Origin of the sequence: Curtobacterium sp. PhB136 (assembly GCF_004346855.1) — a bacterium.
Lineage (GTDB): Bacteria > Actinomycetota > Actinomycetes > Actinomycetales > Microbacteriaceae > Curtobacterium.
The window spans coordinates 214,917-235,657 of sequence record NZ_SMGH01000007.1 but is presented as its reverse complement, the minus strand read 5'-3'; the positions used below and the strand labels follow the sequence as shown (position 1 = coordinate 235,657).

General features: G+C 70.9%; 17 protein-coding genes. 11 read left to right on the top strand and 6 right to left on the bottom strand.

Annotation, left to right across the window (positions count from 1 at the left end; translation table 11 throughout):
- The first annotated feature begins 11 nt into the window (after window positions 1-11).
- Window positions 12-1,694 carry a glycosyltransferase family 2 protein gene (locus EDF27_RS13110; RefSeq protein WP_132049216.1) on the top strand — a complete coding sequence of 561 codons (1,683 nt, stop codon included), beginning with the start codon at window positions 12-14 and terminating at the stop codon, window positions 1,692-1,694.
- Window positions 1,695-1,696: 2 nt separating this feature from the next.
- Here the strand turns inward: EDF27_RS13110 and EDF27_RS13105 are convergent, their stop codons facing one another.
- Window positions 1,697-2,776 (bottom strand): glycosyltransferase, encoded by a 1,080-nt coding sequence (locus EDF27_RS13105; protein WP_132049214.1) that lies wholly within the window; start codon window positions 2,774-2,776, stop codon window positions 1,697-1,699.
- Between the two features lie 94 nt (window positions 2,777-2,870).
- Here EDF27_RS13105 and EDF27_RS13100 point away from each other — a divergent pair, with 94 nt between their 5' ends.
- Window positions 2,871-3,554 carry an SGNH/GDSL hydrolase family protein gene (locus EDF27_RS13100; RefSeq protein WP_165931489.1) on the top strand — a complete coding sequence of 228 codons (684 nt, stop codon included), beginning with the start codon at window positions 2,871-2,873 and terminating at the stop codon, window positions 3,552-3,554.
- A 31-nt stretch (window positions 3,555-3,585) separates the two neighbouring features.
- Here the strand turns inward: EDF27_RS13100 and EDF27_RS19735 are convergent, their stop codons facing one another.
- The 4 genes from EDF27_RS19735 to EDF27_RS13085 all read right to left on the bottom strand — a co-directional run bounded on the left by EDF27_RS19735 (window position 3,586) and on the right by EDF27_RS13085 (window position 9,229).
- Entirely contained in the window at window positions 3,586-3,741 is a 156-nt protein-coding gene (locus EDF27_RS19735) for a hypothetical protein (protein ID WP_165931488.1), read from the bottom strand.
- 96 nt (window positions 3,742-3,837) lie between these two features.
- Window positions 3,838-6,429 (bottom strand): glycosyltransferase family 2 protein, encoded by a 2,592-nt coding sequence (locus EDF27_RS13095; protein WP_165931487.1) that lies wholly within the window; start codon window positions 6,427-6,429, stop codon window positions 3,838-3,840.
- Window positions 6,429-7,871 (bottom strand): glycosyltransferase family 2 protein, encoded by a 1,443-nt coding sequence (locus EDF27_RS13090; RefSeq protein ID WP_132049208.1) that lies wholly within the window; start codon window positions 7,869-7,871, stop codon window positions 6,429-6,431. The genes EDF27_RS13095 and EDF27_RS13090 overlap by 1 nt, the downstream gene beginning before the upstream one ends.
- The gene (locus tag EDF27_RS13085) at window positions 7,868-9,229 is read right to left on the bottom strand and encodes a hypothetical protein (protein ID WP_132049206.1); all 1,362 of its coding nucleotides are present in this window, start codon (window positions 9,227-9,229) and stop codon (window positions 7,868-7,870) included. The genes EDF27_RS13090 and EDF27_RS13085 overlap by 4 nt, the downstream gene beginning before the upstream one ends.
- A 52-nt stretch (window positions 9,230-9,281) precedes the next feature.
- Between EDF27_RS13085 and hisD the strand changes: the two genes are divergently transcribed.
- The 3 genes from hisD to EDF27_RS13070 all read left to right on the top strand — a co-directional run bounded on the left by hisD (window position 9,282) and on the right by EDF27_RS13070 (window position 12,211).
- On the top strand, window positions 9,282-10,589 hold the full coding sequence (hisD, locus tag EDF27_RS13080) for a histidinol dehydrogenase (RefSeq protein ID WP_132049204.1): 1,308 nt from the start codon (window positions 9,282-9,284) through the stop codon (window positions 10,587-10,589).
- 12 nt (window positions 10,590-10,601) lie between these two features.
- Window positions 10,602-11,138, top strand: coding sequence for a transcriptional regulator NrdR (gene nrdR, locus EDF27_RS13075; RefSeq protein ID WP_123653105.1), 537 nt, complete (start codon window positions 10,602-10,604; stop codon window positions 11,136-11,138).
- A gap of 65 nt (window positions 11,139-11,203) precedes the next feature.
- Window positions 11,204-12,211: a quinone-dependent dihydroorotate dehydrogenase gene (locus EDF27_RS13070; RefSeq protein WP_243698361.1), complete on the top strand. Its 1,008-nt coding sequence runs from the start codon at window positions 11,204-11,206 to the stop codon at window positions 12,209-12,211.
- Window positions 12,212-13,054: 843 nt separating this feature from the next.
- Here the strand turns inward: EDF27_RS13070 and EDF27_RS13065 are convergent.
- A complete protein-coding gene (locus EDF27_RS13065; protein ID WP_243698342.1) occupies window positions 13,055-13,627 on the bottom strand; it encodes a DUF3043 domain-containing protein in 573 nt (190 codons plus the stop codon).
- Between the two features lie 71 nt (window positions 13,628-13,698).
- Between EDF27_RS13065 and EDF27_RS13060 the strand changes: the two genes are divergently transcribed.
- The 6 genes from EDF27_RS13060 (at window position 13,699) to EDF27_RS13035 (ending at window position 20,637) form a co-directional block, all read left to right on the top strand.
- Complete coding sequence (locus EDF27_RS13060; protein WP_132049202.1) at window positions 13,699-15,192, top strand: dipeptidase; 1,494 nt, start codon at window positions 13,699-13,701, stop codon at window positions 15,190-15,192.
- Window positions 15,193-15,312: 120 nt separating this feature from the next.
- Entirely contained in the window at window positions 15,313-15,699 is a 387-nt protein-coding gene (locus EDF27_RS13055; RefSeq protein ID WP_123653108.1) for an iron-sulfur cluster assembly accessory protein, read from the top strand.
- Between the two features lie 299 nt (window positions 15,700-15,998).
- The gene (gene coxB, locus EDF27_RS13050; RefSeq protein WP_132049200.1) at window positions 15,999-16,898 is read left to right on the top strand and encodes a cytochrome c oxidase subunit II; all 900 of its coding nucleotides are present in this window, start codon (window positions 15,999-16,001) and stop codon (window positions 16,896-16,898) included.
- Window positions 16,899-16,909: 11 nt separating this feature from the next.
- Window positions 16,910-18,646: a cytochrome c oxidase subunit I gene (ctaD, locus tag EDF27_RS13045; RefSeq protein WP_243698341.1), complete on the top strand. Its 1,737-nt coding sequence runs from the start codon at window positions 16,910-16,912 to the stop codon at window positions 18,644-18,646.
- Between the two features lie 4 nt (window positions 18,647-18,650).
- The gene (locus tag EDF27_RS13040) at window positions 18,651-19,070 is read left to right on the top strand and encodes a cytochrome c oxidase subunit 4 (protein WP_123653110.1); all 420 of its coding nucleotides are present in this window, start codon (window positions 18,651-18,653) and stop codon (window positions 19,068-19,070) included.
- 193 nt (window positions 19,071-19,263) lie between these two features.
- Window positions 19,264-20,637: a glucose-6-phosphate dehydrogenase gene (locus tag EDF27_RS13035; RefSeq protein WP_123653111.1), complete on the top strand. Its 1,374-nt coding sequence runs from the start codon at window positions 19,264-19,266 to the stop codon at window positions 20,635-20,637.
- Window positions 20,638-20,741 lie beyond the last annotated feature (104 nt).

Here is a 20,741-nt window from a genome sequence, read left to right as displayed (position 1 = left end):
GGGACGGACTCGTGATCTCAGTCGTGGTGCCCGCGCACGACGCCGCTCCCTGGATCGAGCAAACACTCGAGAGCATCCAGGCGCAGGCGGTGCGCGCATGGGAGGTGATCGTCGTCGAGAACGGTTCGGGAGATCGAACGGCTCCTATCGTCAGTGCTCTGGCAGCGAAGGACGATCGAATCCGGCTCGTTCGTTCCAACGCGACGACTGCTGCGGCCGCCCGAAACGAGGGCATTGCGCTCGCTACCGGCGAGTACCTCGTCTTTGCGGACTCCGACGACCTCGTCCCGGACGGCGCCTACAGCGCGATGCTGGCCTCCCTCGAGGCGAGCGGCTCCGACATGGTCATCGGCGACCACCTCAAGTTCTCCCCGACGGCGACGTGGAGTCCCACGAAGCGGTGGTACCCCTTCGACGCCGCGCGCACCGGTCTCGCACCCGACGAGGTCCCCGAATTGCTGTCCGGGCGCGCCTGCTGGAACCGGATGTTCCGGCGCTCGTTCTGGGACCGCGCCGAGCTCCGGTTCCCGGAGATCCCCAGCGTCGACGACATCGAGCCGATGACCCGGGCGTTCGTCGCTGCGGAGACCATCGACGTCATCCCGGACTGCGTCTACCTGTACCGGGATCGCGGGGACACGTCGTCGCTCTCGCTCCGCGATGATGCCGACACCACGATCCGGTACCTCGAACAGGAACTCCGCTGCGCCGAGCTCGTTCAGGACCGTGCAGCCCTCCGCAGAGCACACGCGGAGGTCGTCCTCGACGCCGATGGCTGGGCGCACCTCAGTCGCTTCCTCGCGACGGCCCCGGACGAAGCCGCAATCGGCACCGTGTCCGCGGCGTTCGATGACCTGGTTGCCGTGATCCCCATCGACGGCATCGATGCCGTGGCACCGGTCCGTCGCGCGCTCTGGATGCTCGTCCTCGCCGGGCGTTGGACGGAGGCTGGCGCCTTCGTTCGGGGTTCGCGTTCGGATGACGCTGCCGGGCGTCTGGATACGTGGATCCAGGCCGTGCTCACCGCGGGAACGTCGCAGGCGCACGGAGCAGACGTCGGACTCCTCGTCGAGCAGGGACTCGTTCCGGCGCTCATCAACGACGCCGACGCCGTCCCGGAGGCGTGGCTGGCCGAGCGCGTCGAAGCGCTCGCGTCGCTGCCGTTCGGAGCGCGGGATGCCGCAGAACCGGGCCTCCGCGCTGCGATGGTCGACGCGCTCAGGCGTGGCGACACGAAGTCCGTGGCCGAGGTGTCCCGGCTCCGCCGGTTCGTGCCGCTGGTGGTGAGTCGCGTGGAACCCACTGCCGAAGGGCTCGAACTGAGCGGGACCCTGACCGGGGACGTCGACGTTCCGACCGTGAGCATCGTGCTGCATGCCGGCGGCATCCAGTCCACCGCACCGATCCGGGCGGGGGAGGCCCCGCGCGCTGACGGCAGTCGAGCCTGGTCCGCACGCATCAGTGCGGATGGACTGGACGACGGCCGCTACACCGTGTCGGTCCGGGGAGAGCGCTCCTCGGAGCTGCTGCCCGTCGTGACGGCGAGGATGCCGCTCCCTCCGCTCGACGCGGAGTTCCCGCTGCAGCCGCTCGCGGATCGGAAGAACGGCTGGCGCTTCCTCGTCGACCGACGTCGACCGCCGCGCCGCGGGCTCGCCGGCGTGCTCGGGCGAGTCGGACGCCGACTCCGCTGACCTCAGGCCGCGCCGGCTCCGGCTGCCGTGCGGATGCTGTCGAGCAGGTCGGCATACCGGCGTGAGAGGGCGAACGGAGCGAGACGGCGGCTGAACGCCTCTGCCGCTGCGCCGCTGGCCGGAGATTCAGCGTCCGCCTCCACGATCGCAGCGAGCGAGGACACCGGCTCACGTGTGTCGAACCACCGCAACCAGTCCTCGCCGTCGAACTCGGCTCGCAGGTGCGGCTCGTCCGGGATGACCGCCGGGACCCCGAGGGAAGCCGCCAGGTGGATGCTGCCGGAGTTGAGCACCTGCCGGTACGGGAAGACGGCGAGGTCAGCGGCGCGGAACCACCGCTGGACGTCGGAGTCCGGGACGTAGTCGTACGAGCGGATCGTCCGCACGTCGTCGCCGATCAGGTCGTCGAGTGCCGCACGGTCCTCGTCGCTCGTGCGTCCGGCGAGCAGCAGGACGGGACGGGCGTGGGCGGGGACGCGGGACACCGCCTCGATCAGCACGTCGAGTCCCTTGTACGGCCGGATCTGCCCGAAGAAGAGCACGGCGTGTCGGTCGTCCTCGAGCCCGAAGGACGCCCGGGCGACGGCCCGTGACGACGACGCCGGGTACACCCCCTGGTAGCTCGGGTGCGGGATGTGCACGACCTTCGCCGGGTCGAGCACGTAGTGCTGCTCGGTGACGGAGGCGGTGGCTGCGTTCAGCACGTGGATCACGTCGGCGGATTCTGCGAGCCACTGGTTCAGTTCGAGTTCCAGCGCAACGTGCCGGGCGTCGTGGGGGAGCACGTTGTGGATGGTCCACACCAGACCCGCCCCACGGGAGCGAGCGTCGTCAACCGCGTGGCGGAAGCGCTCGAGCCGCTCCGTCGCCTCGGCGAGCGTGTCGGCCCGCTGCACGATCGGCGCCGTCCAGTGCATGTGGAAGACGTCCCCGTCGCCGAGTCGGCCGAGGTGCTGTTCCAGCTGCTCGAGCCGCAGGCTCTCGAGGACGTTCCAGCCCCGCGCTCTCGGGGCCAGGAGCATGAGGTTCAGGTAGGGGTTGTCGCGGTAGGCGGGGAACACCGCGAGAGATCGAACTGCCACGGCCCGATCCTAGGGCGGAGGAACGGCGGGGTGCCTCGTGAACTGGGGTGGCCGCGGGACTTCCGTTCCCGCGGGTGTGACAGAGAATGGTCTGGTGGGGTGGCTTCGGAACGCGATGATCGGTGCTGTCGTCGTGGTGGCAGCCGGTGCGTCCATGGTCGCCACGCGTCCCCCCGTGGCCGAGGCAACGGCGACTGACGCCAGCCGCACCGACGTGCGTGTCGCCGTGGTCGGGGACTCCCTCAGCGCCGGACGGTCACGCTTCCTGGGCAACGGCCTCGACGACGAGAGCTGGATGACGTACGCGAACGGCGACGGCATCGAGTTCGCGGGCGGCTGGGCGCGTTCGGGGGCGACGCCGGACGAGATGGCGGCCGCCGTGCAGCCGGTGCGGAACGTCGACGTGCTCGTGGTCCTCGCGGGGACGAACGCCGTCCGCGTCGGACGGACGGTCGCTCAGGAAGAGCAGGCGTACCGCACGATCGCGCGCGTCGTCGGCGCTCGCGAGGTGATCGTCTCCGCGCTCCCGCCGTACGACTGGAAGGCCGCCGAGGCACTGCGGTACAACCGGGAGCTGCAACGCTTCGCGACGAACAGCGGGTGGACCTGGGTCGATCCGTGGGTCTTCGCCCGATCGGGGAACGGGTGGGCCGCCGGCGTGAGCGTCGACGGGACGCACCCGGCCGGTCCTGAGCAGTACCAGCGACTCGGGGAGTCGTTCCGGCGGATCATCCTGGAGGACGTCCGCACGAGGGCGCCGTTCCGGGTCGGACGCTGACGCGACCGTCGGAGCGGCGAGGGCGAGCAGGTCAGTCGAGCATCGTCACGGCGTACTCGACCTCGTGCAGCACGGAGCAGAAGTGCTCTCCGTCACGGTCGATCGCGTCGTGCTTCAGCATGACCGTCCCGCACACCGCGCAGTGGGTCGTCCGGGACGACTTGATGGCATCGGTGAGGAGCGACATAGGAGCAGCGTGCTCCGCGCAGATGAACAACGCGCTACAGCAGCCTTGGAACGCGATGAACGTCCCAGCAGCATCGGCCTGGGACGTGACGAAGGGTCAGTGCTGCGCGAGCGCTGCGACGATCGACGACACCGGACTCGCGTGGTCGAACACGACCGCGAACTCCCCGTCCGGAACCGCCTGACCAGCACCCAGCCACACCGCGTTGACCGCGCCGGGCTGCGGCACCCACGGCGCCCCAGCGGCGGCTGAGGACCCGGACCCGACCCACACGGTCACCTCGTCCAGCCCGCTTGATCCTCGGTACCAGGACGACGGCGCGTCGACCTGGACGTCGTGCCCGGCGGACCGGAGCGTCGACGCGAGGTCCGACACGTCGGACGCCCGCGATCCGTCGTGCTTCACCGCCACGCGGAGCGGCGCGGAGTCACCCCGCACGATGACCGGCCGCGACGACCGCACCATCACCCGGTGCCCCTTCGGCAGCCCCGGCTCGACGCCGAGGTACTCCAGCCCCGCGGCGGCGTACCGGGCAGCGGCATCGGCCGCGGGGTAGTGCCCGCGCCACCGCTCGTCGAACAACCGGCGGTTTTCGATCCGGGCATCGTCCCGCCCCGGCGAGCGGCTCTCGTGGTGCACGACGACGGAGGACGGCACGACGACGAACGCCGAGCCGGCAGGGGAGGACGACAGCGCCCGCAGGCACAGGTCCACGTCCTCGAGCCCGTTCGCGTAGACCGGGTCGAACCCGCGCCAGCGCAGCAGGTCGGCGACTCGGAACGCAGCGGCGGCGGCCGTGATCGCCGAGAACCGGCGCGAGGAGGCAGGGGCGGACGGGTCGAGCGCCCGCTCCGCGTCGTACCGCGGGTGGTCGCCGAGGAAGTGCCACGGCAGCACCTTGTCGCCACCGAAGACGGTGCCGGCGGCCTGCACGACTCCGTCCGGGTAGACCAGGAGCGGTTGGGCTCCGAGCACCGACGGGTCGGACAGTGCGTCGACGAGGGGCCGCAGCCACCCGGACGCCACCTCGGTGTCGTTGTTGAGCATCACGACGGTGCCACCGGTGGACCACGCGAGGCCCAGGTCGCTGCCGAGCGCGAAGTTCCGGTTCCGGTCCTCGCGGTGCAGCTGCACGCGCGGCTCGTCGGCGAACCAGGCGCCGAGGATCGCGGACACCGAACGCGGTGACCCGTTGTCCACCACGACGACCTCGACGCGGTCCCCGTCGGCGTCGGCAGCGGTCAGCACGGCCGACACGGCCCGGCGGGTCATCGTCCAGTCCCGGAAGACGGGCATCACGATCGACACGAGCGTGTCGTCGCGGACCGCCCCGGCGAGGGCGTCCCAGTCGATCCGGTGCGGCGCGAGCGCCACTTCCTGCCACGACGCGGGCTGCGCGGAGGACACCCGCCGGGCGTCCCGCACGTTGTCGTAGTCGACCCCGAGAACGGGCACGTAGCGCGGGACACCGAACCGGGTCCCGATGCGGAGCAACCACTCCCAGTCGATCCAGCGGCGCAGCGCCTCGTCGAACGGCCCGACGGCGGCCACCACGGAGCGCCGGACGACGACCGCGTTGAGGTCGATGAAGTTGCCGGCGAGCAGGTCGTCGAGCGTGCCGTCCTCGCCGCGGTACGTCTCCACAGGAGCGGTCGCGTCGTCCGCGTTGTTCGCGCCGACCATCCGCACGCCGGTGTGCACACCGGACACGTCGTCGTCCTGCAGCAGGGCAGCGACGGCGGCCGCCAGGTGGTCCGGCCGCCAGGTGTTGTCGGCGTCGAGGAACGCGACGAACTCGCCGCGGACGGCCGCGAGCCCGGTGTTGCGTGCGGCGCCGGCGCCGCCGTTCTCCCGCTCGACGAGGCGGATCCGCTCGTCGGTGGTGGCGCGGTCGCGGACGAGGTCGGGGGTCGCGTCGCCGGAGCCGTCGTCGACGACGACGAGCTCCCACGACCGGTACTGCTGCGCGAGCACGGAGTCGATCGCGGCACCGAGCACGTCGGCGCGCCGGAACACCGGCATCACCACGGACACGAGCGGCGTCTCGGCGTCACGACGAGCGGCTCCGGTGGCGTACCGGGCGAGCACCTCGTCGGTCGGGGGTCCGTCCCACGTGCTGCGGTAGCGCCGGCGGGTCCGGTGCTGCGCGTCGGCGAACGCGCGGGCAGTGCGGACGGCTGCGTCGCGTGCGGCGGCCCAGGTGGGCGCGTCTCCCGGTCGGCCTGGAGGCACGGGGAGCGTGGTCTCGCCGGTCGCGTTCCGCACGAAGTGCCGGAGTGCGTCGAGGGTGGATGCCGGACGCTCCGCGCTCGGCAGGGTCGCCGCGTAGATCCCCGCATCGAACAGCGGACCGGTCGCGAAGAGCTCCGGCCCTTCCTGGTGCAGGGCGTCGTACCAGGACATCCGGGCGTCGGGCTGGTGCTCGCGCATCCACTCGTGCTCGACGAGCGGGGACAGCGACAGGCCGCGCTGCCCGTCGTTGTGCACGTAGAAGGAGATCGCCTCGTCGTCGGTGGCGAAGCGGCGCCCGGTCTGGGCCTCGAGGTACGCGCGGTCGACGATGCCGAACTCGGCGATCCGGCGAGCCCAGCGATCGAGCCGGTCGGTGACGGTGAGGGGCTTCTCCGGGCCGCGGCCCAGTCGCGCGAGCTTCCGTGCGACGCGGCCGAGCCCGTTCTTGTCGGCCATCAGCGACGACCCGGCAGCCGACCCGCGACCTTCGCGATGGCCTGGCCGGTCCGGAACGACCGGCTCGTGCGGAGCTCGTGGAGTTCGCGCCGGAGCCGGACGACCTCGTCCGCGGCACCGGCGTCCGCGGCCTCGGCAGCGGTGACGTCGAGGGGGAGCAGCGCGGCCCAGCGGCGTTCGACGGCGGCAGCGCGGTCGGCGAGCGGAGCGGTGACCGCCGCGGCGATGGCCGGACCGGCGTCGACGAGTTCGCCGCGCGGCACGACGACGTCGGCATGCGCGTCGACGAGCGGGGCGACGGCATCGGAGCCGGCACGGTGCGCCGCGGAGGACCACGGGGTCCACGGCTCGGGGGACCGGACGACGACGATGTGCAGCGACCTGCGGTTCGCGAGGACGACCGCTGCGGGCGTCGGGTCCACGAGCACGGTGACCGTGACCAGGTCGTCCGCGTTCGGGGCACCGGACGTGAGCGCCCATCCGGCCGGGGCCGGCACGCCGGAGGGGAGCCGGGCCTCCAGGCGGTACCCGTCCCCGAAGGCGGCGTCGAGCGCACCGACCAGGCCGGCCGTCTCCTCGACGTGGCGGAGGTCCACCGCGACCCGGCGGACGGTGCCGGCGGGCACCAGCGCGTCCGCGAAGCGCTCCGTCGCCGTCATGCCGTGCCGCTGGTAGGCGGCGACGGCGTCCGGCAGGAACGGGTAGCGCCGCTCGAGTTCCCGCTGGTGGGCGGCACGGAGGGCGTTCCGGTTGCCGGAGAAGCTCTTGCCGCCCGCGTGCAGGACGAGTGCGCGGTTCGCGATCCGCGACGACCAGCCGTGCGCGGCGATGCGCAGGCAGTAGTCGTTCTCCTCGCCGTAGCCGGGGGCGAACGCGTCGTCGAACAGGCCGTGCTCCGTGATGAGCTCGCGGCGGGTGAGGAAGCAGAAGCCCATCGCGACCGGCATCACCTGGGACACCGGCAGCAGCGGGGCGATCTCGGACCAGACGGCGCGGGTGCGCTCCTCGGTGCGGGCGGCACCCGGCGTGGTCAGGCGGTAGGGGATGCTCGCGATCGTGGCGTTGTCGCTCCGGGCCGTGACGACGCCGGTGTGGTCCTCGTCGAGCACCTCGAGCATCGCCTCGAGGAACCCGGCGGTCGGGACGGCGTCGCTGTTGAGCAGGAGGACCGCGTCGCCGCCGGTGTCGAGTTCGGTCACCGCGAGGTTGCAGGTGCCGACGAAGCCGAGGTTCTGCGCGTTGCGCTCGTACCGGAACGCCTCCATGCCGGCCGTGCGGTCGAGCAGCGCGCGCTCGATGGTGTCGGCGTCGGGGCCGCAGTCGTTCACGAGGAGCACGCGGTGGTGCGTCGTGTCGAGGTGTTCGACGAGGCCGTCGACGCACCGCAGCAGCGACTCGAGGTCGCCGTACACGGGGACGACGACGAGGACGGATCGGGTCATCGGGCGGACTCCTCATCGAGTTCGGTCGCGAGCGCGTGGATCGCGCGCTCCAGGGTGCCGCCGAGCGCGCCGTCGGCGAGCGGGGCGTAGCCGGTCGGTCCCTCGGCGAGGACCCGGCGGACGGCGTCGGCGACGGCGAGGCCGAGCGAGCGGGCGTCGGCGGGGACGGCCGCGAGGTTCGGGTGCAGCGCACCGCGGGTGTCGCGGAACTCGTTCGTCACGACGCGGGCGCCGGAGATCGCCCCGTCGAACGGCGGGTGGCTCGGGTGCGGGCTGTGCTGCAGCGAGAGCACGACGTTCGTCGATGCGATGAAGCGGAAGTAGTCGTCCCAGGGCATCGTGCCGTGCGAGACGAGCTTGACGGCACCGCGACCGCCGTCGAGCTCCACGTCGCCGTGCAGTTCGCCGGCGGAGTGGAACTCCAGGCGGACGTCGTCGTCGGCGAGCTCCTGCACGGCCACGCGGAGCGCCGCGACGCCGAGCCGGAAGAGGTTCCGGTGCTTGCTCGGGCGCCCGTAGAAGAGGACCCGGACCACACGGTCCTCCGCGGGGCGACGGGCGTCGGCCACGCGCTGCAGGAGCTCCTCGTCCAGGTGCGGCGCGAAGGTCAGCGCCTCGGGGACGTCGATGCCCTCGACCTCGGACAGGTAGCGGCGGAGCGGCTCGGAGTTCACGACCATCCGGAAGCCGGCGCGGTACGTGGACGCGGCGACGGCGTACTCGGTCGACCACGGGCTGAAGCCGGGCTCGTAGTCCTGCACGAGGTACACGACCCGGGCGCGGTCGATCACACCGGCCGTGACCGCGACGTCGATCGCGTGCGCGGTCTTCCAGTGCGTGGCCATCCACACGTCCTCGGCGCCGAACACGGTGTCGAGGACGTCCTCGCGGCGGACCACCCGGACGCCGGGGCGCCCGTCGATCCGGGTCTCCGGGAAGCGGTCGGCCACCAGGGCCTCGGCGGCGGCGATGCTGTTGCCCGGCGTCGTCCAGCGGACCATGACGACCCGGACGCGGCGGTCCAGGCGCTGCCCGAGCGCGACCGCGGCGGCGAGGGCGGTCTGTACGCCGGCGAACGCGGCGCCCTCGCGGAGCTCGTCGACGACGAGGACCACCTCGGGCGCGCGGGCCTCGGTGCGGATGCCGGCGATCGCGAGGCTCGTCTCCACGAGCCCCTCGAACGGCTGCGCGGACCGGGGCGCACGGTCGCGTTCGCGTCGGGCGACACCGACGTCGACCCGGGACACGGTGCGCCCGAGTCGCTCACGGATGTCGTTGCGGTAGTGGTCGTCGCGCAGGTACCGCTCATTGACACGGGCCAGGTCGGCGACGAGTCGTCGGGCCTTCTCGAAGTTCATCGATGCTCACGTTACCGGGCGGCACTCCTGCCCTCGGTACGCTGGGGGCCTCATGATGCAGCGAATCGACCTCCGCCGCGGACTGCCCGCCCGCGCCGAACTCCTCCGACTCATGCCGCGCGCCGCCGGGGACGTCTCGCACGCGGTCGACGCCGCACGGGTGCTCGTCGAGGACGTCCGCGCACACGGGGCGGCAGCGCTGCAGGAGCAGGCCGAGCGGTTCGACGGGGGAGCCCCCGAGAACGTGCGGGTGCCGGCCGCCGAGATCGCCGCCGCGGTCGCCGGCCTGACGCCGGAACTGCGCGAAGCACTCGACGAGGCGATCCGCCGCGTCCGGGCAGCGAGCGCCGCGCAGGTGCCGCCCGCATCCGTCACGACCCTGGCCGACGGCGCCGAGGTGCACCAGCGCTGGCAGCCGATGCGCCGCGTCGGGCTCTACGTCCCCGGCGGCAAGGCCGTGTACCCGTCGAGCGTCGTCATGAACGTCGTCCCCGCGCAGGTCGCCGGCGTCGGGTCGATCGCACTCGTGTCCCCGCCGCAGCGGGACCACCGGGGAGCGGTACACCCGACGATCCTCGCCGCCGCCGGGCTCCTCGGCATCGACGAGGTCTACGCGATGGGCGGTGCCGGCGCGATCGGTGCGCTGGCGTACGGCGTGCCGTCGATCGGGCTCGAACCCGTCGACCTGGTCACCGGCCCCGGCAACAACTACGTCGCCGCCGCGAAGCGCCTGGTGCGCGGGGTGGTCGGCATCGACGCCGAAGCCGGCGCGACCGAGATCCTCGTGATCGCCGACGACACCGCCGACCCCGCGTTCGTGGCCGCCGACCTCATCAGCCAGGCCGAACACGACGAGCAGGCCGGCAGCGTGCTGGTGACGACGTCGGCGGCGTTCGCCGATGCGGTGGAAGCCGCCATCCCGGGGCAGACGGCCGTGCTCGGGACCGCCGTGCGCCTCCAGACCGCCCTGGACGGACCGCAGTCCGCCGTCGTCCTCGTCGACTCGCTCGCCGACGCGGCCACCGTGAGCAACGCGTACGGACCGGAGCACCTCGAGATCCAGACCGCCGACGACGACGCGGTGCTCGCCGACATCGACGCCGCGGGTGCGGTGTTCGTCGGACCGAGCACGCCCGTGAGCCTCGGGGACTACCTCGCCGGCTCCAACCACGTGCTGCCGACCGGCGGCCAGGCGCGCTTCGGGTCCGGGCTCTCCGCGTCCACGTTCCTCCGGCCGCAGCAGGTGATCCGCTACACGGCGGACGCCCTCGCCCAGGTCGCGCCGCACATCGTGGCGCTCTCGACCGAGGAACAGCTCCCCGCACACGGGGCCGCCGTGACGGAGCGTGTGAACCGATAGCCTGGGGCCGACATGTTCTGCCCCTTCTGCCGCCACCCGGACTCCCGCGTCGTCGACTCCCGCACCAGCGACGACGGCACCTCCATCCGTCGACGCCGCCAGTGCCCGAACTGCGGTCGACGTTTCTCCACGACCGAGACGGCGTCGCTCAACGTCGTCAAGCGCAACGGGGTGCTCGAGCCGTTCTCGCGGGAGAAGATCATCTCCGGCGTGCGGAAGGCATGCCAGGGGCGACCCGTGACCGACTCCGACCTCGCGGTGCTCGCGCAGCGGGTGGAGGAGATCGTGCGGTCCTCCGGCGCCAGCCAGATCGAGGCGAACGACATCGGGCTCGCGATCCTCGACCCGCTGCGGGAGCTCGACGAGGTCGCCTACCTGCGGTACGCCAGCGTGTACCAGGCGTTCGACTCGCTCGAGGACTTCGAGTCCGCGATCGGGCAGCTGCGGATCGACCACCACGGGGCTGCTGGTTCTGGCGCTTCGGCCGCGTCCGGGTCTGGTTCTTCGGCAGCGTCCGGGGCCCCGTCCGCTTCCGGGGCGTCCGCGTGAGCGGCGTCGCCGAGCGGCTCGTCCGCGGCGGGTACGCCGTCGTCTTCCGGTCCGTCTTCGCGAACATGGACCCCGAGCGCGCCCACCACGTCGCCTTCGCCGTGATCCGCTGGCTGCCGCACGTGCCCTTCCTCTCCGGTGTCGTCGAGCGCTACTCCCGCCCCGCGGCCGCCGACGGCGTCACCACGATGGGCATCCACTTCCCCTCCCGCTTCGGCCTCGCCGCCGGGTTCGACAAGGACGCCCGCGGCATCGCCGGCCTGGGGCTCCTCGGCTTCGGCCACGTCGAGGTCGGCACGATCACCGCGAAGCCGCAGCCGGGCAACGAGAAGCCCCGGCTCTTCCGGCTCATCGAGGACCGCGCCCTGATCAACCGGATGGGCTTCAACAACCGCGGCGCCGCAGCCGCCGCCCGCCGCCTGGAACGTGCACGCCGGAACCCCGGCCGCCCGGTCATCGGCGTGAACATCGGCAAGAGCCGCGTGGTCGACGTCGCCGACGCCGTCGAGGACTACCTCGAGTCGACCCGGCTCCTCGCCCCCTTCGCGGACTACCTCGCGGTGAACGTCAGCTCACCGAACACCCCGGGGCTCCGCGGCCTGCAGGAACTCGACCAGCTCCGGCCGCTGCTCTCCGCCGTGAAGGCCGCCGCCGGACGCGTGCCCGTGCTCGTGAAGATCGCGCCGGACCTCACCGACGAACAGATCGACGCGATCGCCGGGCTCGCGGTGGACCTCGGGCTCGCCGGGGTCATCGCCAACAACACCACGATCGACCGGTCCGGGCTCCGGACCCCTGCTGACGCCGTCGCGGCGATGGGAGCCGGGGGACTCTCCGGAGCGCCGCTGGCCGGGCGTTCGCTCGACGTGCTCCGGCGCGTGCGGGCTGCGGTGCCGTCGGACTTCTGCGTGATCGCGGTCGGGGGCGTCACCTCGGAGGCCGACGTCCAGGCCCGGATCGACGCCGGCGCGACCCTGGTGCAGGGCTACACGGCGTTCCTCTACGAGGGGCCCACCTGGGCCACGCGGATCAACCGGCTGCGCCGGCGCCGCTTGCGGCGCGCCGCGCGCTGACGCGGGCTGCCGCGCGGGGCGCTGGGGCGGGGCGCCCCCGCGCGGGCGGGGCGCGCGCGCCCGCGCGGGGCGCGGCGCGCACGCGCGGGGCGCGGCGCGCCCCGCGCGTGCGTGAGATCGCACTTTGTGTCGCCTCGACGTGAGCAAGGCGACACCAACTGCGATCTCGCGGCCTCGTCGGTCGTCACCACCCACAGGCCGGGAGGCTCGTCGTGGCCCGGCACCGAGCCTCCCGTCCGGCGCCGCGCCACCGCGCGGGCGTGAGATCGCAGTTGGTGTCGCCTCGACGTGAGCAAGGCGACACGAAGTGCGATCTCGCGGCCTCGTCGGTCGTCACCACCCACAGGCCGGGAGGCTCGTTGCGGCCCGGCACCGAGCCTCCCGTCCGGCGCCGCGCCACGCGCGGGCGTGAGATCGCACTTCGTGTCGCCTCGACGTGAGCAAGGCGACACGAAGTGCGATCTCGCGGCCTCGTCGGTCGTCACCACCTGGCGGCCGGGAGGCTCGTTGCGGCCCGGCACCGAGCCTCCCGTCCGGCGGGTGGCCCGCACGCCACCGGGGTGACGCCGCCGCGCGCCGGGCCACTTCGGATGGCGACCGCGAGCGGTCGCGACACCCCGCTCACGTCCGCCGAGCGGTCGCAGATCGTCGCGTGATCGCTCGCCGGGTGACGGTTCGTGACCGGTCGGCGTCCCGCACACGGGGTGTCATGACCGCGCGAGGAACCGCCGGGGACCACGGGGCGCGCACGAAGCACGGACGACGAAGCGCGGACGACGAAGCGCGGACGACGAAGCGCCGCCGGCCCGGGGGCCGACGGCGCTTCGCGCGGAGCAGGAGGGGTCAGGCGGGGTACTGGCCGCGCTTGACCTGGGGCTTGGGGAGGCGGAGGAACCGCAGCTGCCACGCCCGCGTCAGGATGTAGAGGAACGAGCCCTTCTGGAACTCGCCGAACTTCGCGGTGAGCTTGCGGCGCAGCACGAACCAGAGCACCAGGCAGTCGATGATGAACAGCGCGACGAACGCCCACACGAGGAGCAGCGCGTACGAGGCCGCCGCGGTCTGCGACGCCACGAACCCGACGATCAGGAAGATCACCAGGATGGGCATCATCACTTCGCCCACGTTCCAGCGCGCGTCGATGTAGTCGCGCACGAACTTGCGCTGCTCGCCCTTGTCCTTCGCGGGGAGGTAGCGCTCCTCACCGTTGGCCATGCCGACCCGGGCCTTCTCGCGCTCGTTGGTGAGACGCGCGCGGGCGGCCTTCTTGTCGACGGGGGTGTTGCCGACGAGCGGGCGGCGGTTGGCGGCTTCGCGCTCACGGCGCGACGGCGTCGGACGACCCTTGCCCTGTTCGAGCAGTTCCTCTTCCGAGGGGTTGACTGTCGTGTTGGTCTTCGGTGCTGCCTTCGCCACGGTGATTCCTGCTGTCGGTGAGCGGTGCACCGAGGAGCGCCCCGGTGCCGGTGTCCTCTAGATTACCGGGCATGACCGACACCGCACAGTCCGCACCCGCGACCGACCCCCGGCTCCTCGACGCCCTCCGCGAACAGGTGCAGGGTGACCTGCCCCGGACGATCGCCGATCTCGCAGGCCTGGTGCGGATCCCGTCGGTGTCGTGGTCGGCGTTCGACGCGGCGAACGTGCGCCGGAGCGCCGAGGCGGTGGCGGAGCTCGCGCGGGACACCGGTGTGTTCGAGGAGGTCCGGATCGTCCGCAGCGCGGTGAGCGGCGACACGCCCGCGGGCGCGAACGGCGCCGAAAGCGCGGACAGCGCCGAGAGCGCCGAGAGCGCCGACGGCACCGAGCACGACGGCGTCGAGCTCGGCCAGCCGGCGATCCTCGCGGTCCGCCCGGCCCGGAACGGCAAGCCGACCGTGATGCTCTACGCCCACCACGACGTCCAGCCGCAGGGCGACGACGCGCTCTGGGAGACCCCGCCGTTCGAGCCGACGCTCCGCGGGGACCGTCTGTACGGCCGCGGCGCCTCGGACGACAAGGCCGGCGTGATGACCCACATCGCTTCGCTCCGTGCCCTGCACGCGCAGTTCGGCGACGACCTCGACCTCGGCATCGTGCTGTTCGTGGAGGGGGAGGAGGAGTTCGGCTCCCGCTCGTTCCGCACCTTCCTCCGCGAGCAGAAGGAGCACCTCGCCGCCGACGTCATCGTGGTGGCCGACAGCGACAACTGGTCGACCGAGGTCCCGGCGATCACGGTCTCCCTCCGCGGCAACGTCACGTTCAAGCTGACCCTCACGACGCTCGAGCACGCCAGCCACAGCGGCATGTTCGGGGGAGCGGCCCCCGACGCGATGCTCCCGATGGTCCGGCTCCTCGCCTCGCTGCACGACGACGCGGGTTCGGTCGCGGTCGACGGCCTCACCGCGTACGACGCGCCGGTCCCGGCCCGCTCCGAGGACGAGCTCGCCGCCGACGCCGCGCTGGTCCCGGGCGCGAAGCCGGTCGGCACGGGCGACGTGCTGTCCCGGATGTGGTTCCAGCCGTCGATCACGGTCACGGGCATGGACGTCCCGAGCGTCGCGAACGCCTCGAACACGCTGCTGCCGACCGTGTCCGCGCGGGTCTCGGTGCGCGTCGCGCCGGGCCAGGCGGCCACGGACGCGTACGCCGCGGTCGAGCGGCACATCCACGCGCACACGCCGTTCGGTGCCCGCGTGGAGATCAGCGAGCCGGACGCCGGCGACGGCTTCCTGGTGGACACCAGCGGCTGGGCGGTGCAGGAAGCGCGGACCGCGATGGCCGAGGGCTGGGGCGCTGCGCCCGTCGAGCAGGGCATCGGCGGCTCGATCCCGTTCGTGTCCGACCTGGCCGCGGAGTTCCCGGAGGCGCAGATCCTGGTGACCGGCGTCGAGGACCCGGACACCCGTGCGCACAGCCCGAACGAGTCCCAGCACCTCGGTGTCCTGCACCGTGCGATCGCCTCCGAGGCGATCCTGCTGGCTCGCCTGGCGACGCGCTGACGACACGACCCAGCCTGGAGGCCCGGTGCACGTTCTCCACAACGGCTCACTTCGGTCGGTGGGCGTGCTTACAATCGGACCAGGCGCGGTGAACCGCACCGCTGCGAGAGGGAGGCGCGCATGAGCGACACCATCACGAACGAAGCCGTCGTCACGGACGTGGCTGCCACGGCGACGCCGTCGCACGGCGTCCTGCTCAGTGACGCCGCCGCGGGCAAGGTCGCGAGCCTCCTCGAGCAGGAAGGGCGCGACGACCTCCGCCTCCGCCTCGCCGTGCAGCCGGGTGGTTGCTCGGGTCTGATCTACCAGCTGTACTTCGACGAGCGCCTGCTCGACGGGGACACCACGGCGGAGTTCGACGGGGTCGAGGTCGTCGTCGACAAGATGAGCGTCCCGTACCTCGACGGCGCCACGATCGACTTCGAGGACACGATCCAGAAGCAGGGCTTCACGATCGACAACCCGAACGCCCAGGGCAGCTGCGCCTGCGGAGACAGCTTCCACTGATCCGCAGCCACTGACGCGCGAACGCGGGTGGGGAGCGACCGACACGGTCGCTCCCCACCCGCGTTTCTGCATGCCGGACTTCTCACACTCGACGACACCTGCGGTTGACCAGGGAAAACCCCTGTCCGACCCGCGCCGATCCGGCCCGAGGGCGTGTCGGGTGTGCACGAGGCGTCACCAGCTGCGAGTAAGCTAGGAGTGTCCCAACCAAGCTGGGAGCCAGCCATGGGTCACCTCTGTGACCCGACGTCGGTCTCGACGGGCTGAGCCCGCGGCTTCAGTCTTTCCGAGAGGTAACAGTGCGTTCGAATCGCCGTATACGTTGGGCGGCCGTCCCGGTGGCCGTCGGTCTGGTCATCGCACTGGCGGGCTGCTCGCAGCAGCAGCTCAACGGATGGCTCCCCGGCACCGATGAGACGAAGGACGTCACGAACCACACGAGCCGCATCGTCGGCCTGTGGACCACCAGCTGGGTCGTGCTCCTCGCCGTCGGTCTCATCGTGTGGGGCCTGATCATCTGGGCAGCGATCGTCTACCGCCGTCGGAAGGGCCAGACCGGCCTCCCGGTGCAGATGCGCTACAACATGCCGCTCGAGATCTTCTACACGATCGTGCCGCTGATCCTCGTGCTCGGCTTCTTCGCCTTCACCGCGAAGGACCAGGCCGCCATCGAGAAGCCCTTCGCGCAGCCGGACACCACGGTGCACGTCTACGGCAAGCGCTGGGCGTGGGACTTCAACTACATCGACCAGAGCGACCCGTCGAAGAGCGTCTACTACCAGGGCATCCAGGCCCAGGAAGAAGAGAACGCGAACGGCGCGATCGACGAGTCGCAGCTCCCGACCCTCTACCTGCCGGTCGGCAAGAAGGTCAAGATCGAGCTCGACTCCCGCGACGTGGACCACTCCTTCTGGATCATCGACTTCCTCTACAAGAAGGACATGCTCCCGGGGAAGACGAACTACGAGTACTTCATCCCGGAGAAGGTCGGCACCTACCAGGGCAAGTGCGCCGAGCTCTGCGGCGAGTACCACTCGCTGATGCTCTTCCAGGTGAAGGTCGTGTCGCCCGCGAAGTACCAGGCGTACCTCGACACGCTCAAGGACCAGGGCAAGGTGGGCCTGCTCGGCGACGAGTACAACACCAACACGAACCAGCCTGACAACAAGGCGCCCGTCACGGCGTCAGACGACAAGTAGGGGCTCGCCAGATGACAACGTCATTCGTCGGCCAACCGACTGCCACCTCGACGCCGGACTTCCAGGCGTCGAAGGTCGGTCGGAAGGGCAACATCATCGTCCGGTGGATCACCTCCACGGACCACAAGACGATCGGGTACATGTACCTGATCACGTCGTTCCTGTACTTCCTGCTCGCCGGCGTGATGGCCCTGGTCATCCGCGCACAGCTCTTCGAGCCCGGCCTGCAGCTGGTGGCGACGAAGGAGCAGTACAACCAGCTGTTCACGATGCACGGCACGATCATGCTGCTGCTCTTCGCGACGCCGCTGTTCTCGGGCTTCGCGAACGCGATCATGCCGCTGCAGATCGGTGCCCCGGACGTCGCGTTCCCGCGACTGAACGGGTTCGCCTTCTGGCTGTACTTCTTCGGTGGCCTCATCGCCGTCGGTGGCTTCCTCACCCCGCAGGGCGCCGCGTCCTTCGGCTGGTTCGCCTACGCGCCACTCAGTGACACGACGTTCACACCAGGGCTCGGTGGCACCCTCTGGGTGTTCGGCCTCGGCCTGACGGGCTTCTCGACGATCCTCGGCGCGGTGAACTTCATCACGACGATCATCACGATGCGTGCCCCGGGCATGACGATGTTCCGCATGTCGATCTTCACGTGGAACACCCTCGTGACCTCGCTGCTCGTGCTGATGGCCTTCCCGGTCCTCGCCGCCGCGCTCTTCGGCCTCGGTCTCGACCGCGTGTTCGACGCCCAGATCTTCAACCCGGCCAACGGCGGAGCGCTGCTCTGGCAGCACCTCTTCTGGTTCTTCGGCCACCCCGAGGTCTACATCATCGCGCTGCCGTTCTTCGGCATCGTCTCCGAGGTCTTCCCGGTCTTCAGCCGCAAGCCGATCTTCGGGTACAAGACCCTCGTCTACGCGACCATCGCCATCGCGGCCCTGTCGGTCACGGTGTGGGCGCACCACATGTACGTCACCGGTTCGGTGCTGCTCCCGTGGTTCTCGCTCATGACGATGCTCATCGCGGTCCCGACCGGCGTGAAGATCTTCAACTGGGTCGGCACGATGTGGCGTGGCTCGGTGACCTTCGAGACCCCGATCCTCTGGGCGATCGGCTTCCTGATCACCTTCACGTTCGGTGGTCTGACGGGTGTCATCCTGGCGTCCCCGCCGCTCGACTTCCACGTCTCGGACTCGTACTTCGTCGTCGCGCACTTCCACTACGTGGTCTTCGGCACCGTCGTCTTCGCGATGTTCTCCGGCTTCTACTTCTGGTGGCCGAAGTGGACGGGTCGGATGCTCAACGAGCGCCTCGGCAAGATCCACTTCTGGCTCCTGTTCATCGGCTTCCACACGACGTTCCTCATCCAGCACTGGCTGGGCGTCATCGGCATGCCGCGTCGTTACGCGACGTACCTGCCGAACGACGGCTTCACCTGGATGAACCAGCTGTCGACCATCGGCGCGATGATCCTCGGCATCTCGTTCCTGCCGTTCATCTTCAACGTCTACGTCACCGCGCGGAACGCCCCGAAGGTGGCCGTGAACGACCCGTGGGGCTACGGCCGCTCGCTCGAGTGGGCGACCTCCTGCCCGCCGCCGCGGCACAACTTCACGTCGATCCCGCGCATCCGCTCGGAGTCCCCGGCATTCGACCTGAACCACCCCGAAGCGGGTGTGCCGATCGGTGTGGGTCCCGCGAAGGACGCGCCCGATGCCCCGACCTACGACGCCGCGAAGGGCGAGGTGAAGTAAGGCGATGCGCGCCAACGTCAACCTGTTCTGGATCCTCTTCGGGTTCTTCATCCTCGCGGACGCCGCGTACACGGTTTGGTTCGCCCTCGCCCACAACGGTGGCTGGGAGCCGGTCGGCACGGTCGGCATCGGCCTGGTCGGCATCATGTCCGCGTTCATCGCGTTCTACCTCGGGCGGGTGCTGTCCGCACAGGGCGGCGACCTGCCGGAAGACCGCCAGGACGCCAACATCGAGGACGGCGACGCCGAGCTCGGGCACTTCAGCCCGTGGTCGTGGTGGCCGATCCTCCTCGCCGGCGCCGTCGCGATCACCTTCCTCGGTGTCGCGGCCGGCCTCTGGATCGTCCCGATCGGCCTCGTGCTCATCACGGTCACGCTGGTGGGCTGGGTCTTCGAGTACTACCGCGGCAACTTCGGTCACTGATGTCAGCAGCACTGACATCGTCTTGACCCGCACTTGACGCTTCGGGCGGCACCTCCACCGGTGCCGCCCGAACTGCGTCCAGACGACCTTCCCGGACACGGCGCGCGAGAGCGTTCCTGCCAGGGGAATCATCCGGCCCGTGTACGGCTTGAGCCATGCGGACCCCACCACCACGCGAAAGGAGTCACCTCCGGTGACCGACAAGCGCACCCTCATCATCTTCGGCGCGACGGGCGACCTCGCCTCCCGTCTGCTCCTGCCGGGCCTCGGCACGTTCCTGCAGAGCGGCCGTGCCGTCCCCGTGCAGCTGATCGGCACGGGCCGCAGCGAGCGTTCCCCCGAGCAGTGGAAGGACATCGTCACGAAGTCCTTCGCTACGCAGGACGTCAAGGGCCCGGAGGTGGACGCGACCATCGAGTCGACCGAGTTCATCCAGGGCGACCCGACGGACCCGAAGCACCTCGAGGCGCTCCTCGCGGCCGCCGAGAACGAGCCGATCCTGTACTTCGCGCTCCCGCCGCAGATCGCCTCGGACATCTGCGAGGCGCTCGAGCAGGTCGAGCTCCCCGAGGGCACCACGCTCGCGTTCGAGAAGCCGTTCGGCACCGACGTCGCCAGCGCGAAGGCCCTCAACGAGACCGTCCTGAAGCTCGTCCCGGAAGAGCGCGTGCACCGCACCGACCACTTCCTCGGACGCACCACGGTCCTGAACATCATCGGTCTGCGCTTCGCGAACCGTCTGTTCGAGCCGATCTGGAACGCGGACAACATCGAGAAGGTCGACATCTTCTACGACGAGACCCTCGGTCTCGAGAACCGCGCCCAGTACTACGACGAGGCCGGTGCGATGGTCGACATGATCCAGTCGCACCTGCTGCAGATCCTCGGGCTCGTCACGATGGACGCCCCGGCTGCGATCGACGCCGTCGAGTTCCGTTCGTCGCTCGCGCGTGCGCTCCGCTCCACGCAGCTCAAGGGTGACGACCCGAAGATCGCCTCGCGCCGCGCCGTCTACACGGCCGGCACGATCGACGGCAAGGACCTGCCGTCGTACCAGGACGAGGACGGCGTCGAGCCCTCCCGCAAGACCGAGACCCTCGCGGAGATCTCGGTCGAGGTGGACACGGCCCGCTGGAAGGGCGTCCCCTTCACGCTCCGTTCCGGCAAGGCACTCGGTGCCAGCCGCAAGGAAGTCCTGATCACGTTCAAGCCGGTGCCGCGTCTGCCCTCCGGCCTCAGCGGTCGCCCGAAGACGGACACGCTCCGCATCGTCCTGAACCCGGACGAGATCGAGCTGACCGTGTCGGCGAACGGCGGCGGCAACCCGTTCGAGATGGGCCAGGTCACCCTGTCCTCCTCGTTCAGCGACGGCGAGCTGACCCCCTACGGCGAGGTCCTCAACGGCATCTTCCACGACGATCCGCTGCTCTCGATCCGCGGCGACGTCGCGGAGCGCTGCTGGGAGATCGTCGAGCCGGTCGTCGCCGCCTGGAAGGCGAACGACGTCCCGCTCGAGGAGTACCGCGCGGGCTCGCGCGGCCCGGCGGACTGGGAGTCGTCTTCCTGACGACTGCGATCCTGCGGATCTGACGGACGGGAGGCCCGGTGCCAGCTGGCACCGGGCCTCCCGTCCGTCGTGGTCGTGCGTTTCTTCCCATCGCGGCCGCGGTG

Bases quoted from the DNA above. Each gene is read 5' to 3' on its own strand.
- EDF27_RS19735 (WP_165931488.1), bottom strand. From the start codon at position 3,741: ATGTCGCTCCTCACCGATGCCATCAAGTCGTCCCGGACGACCCACTGC.
- EDF27_RS13095 (WP_165931487.1), bottom strand. From the start codon at position 6,429: ATGGCCGACAAGAACGGGCTCGGCCGCGTCGCACGGAAGCTCGCGCGA.
- EDF27_RS13090 (WP_132049208.1), bottom strand. From the start codon at position 7,871: ATGACCCGATCCGTCCTCGTCGTCGTCCCCGTGTACGGCGACCTCGAG.
- EDF27_RS13085 (WP_132049206.1), bottom strand. From the start codon at position 9,229: ATGAACTTCGAGAAGGCCCGACGACTCGTCGCCGACCTGGCCCGTGTC.
- hisD (WP_132049204.1), top strand. From the start codon at position 9,282: ATGATGCAGCGAATCGACCTCCGCCGCGGACTGCCCGCCCGCGCCGAA.
- nrdR (WP_123653105.1), top strand. From the start codon at position 10,602: ATGTTCTGCCCCTTCTGCCGCCACCCGGACTCCCGCGTCGTCGACTCC.
- EDF27_RS13070 (WP_243698361.1), top strand. From the start codon at position 11,204: ATGGACCCCGAGCGCGCCCACCACGTCGCCTTCGCCGTGATCCGCTGG.
- EDF27_RS13060 (WP_132049202.1), top strand. From the start codon at position 13,699: ATGACCGACACCGCACAGTCCGCACCCGCGACCGACCCCCGGCTCCTC.
- EDF27_RS13055 (WP_123653108.1), top strand. From the start codon at position 15,313: ATGAGCGACACCATCACGAACGAAGCCGTCGTCACGGACGTGGCTGCC.
- ctaD (WP_243698341.1), top strand. From the start codon at position 16,910: ATGACAACGTCATTCGTCGGCCAACCGACTGCCACCTCGACGCCGGAC.
- EDF27_RS13040 (WP_123653110.1), top strand. From the start codon at position 18,651: ATGCGCGCCAACGTCAACCTGTTCTGGATCCTCTTCGGGTTCTTCATC.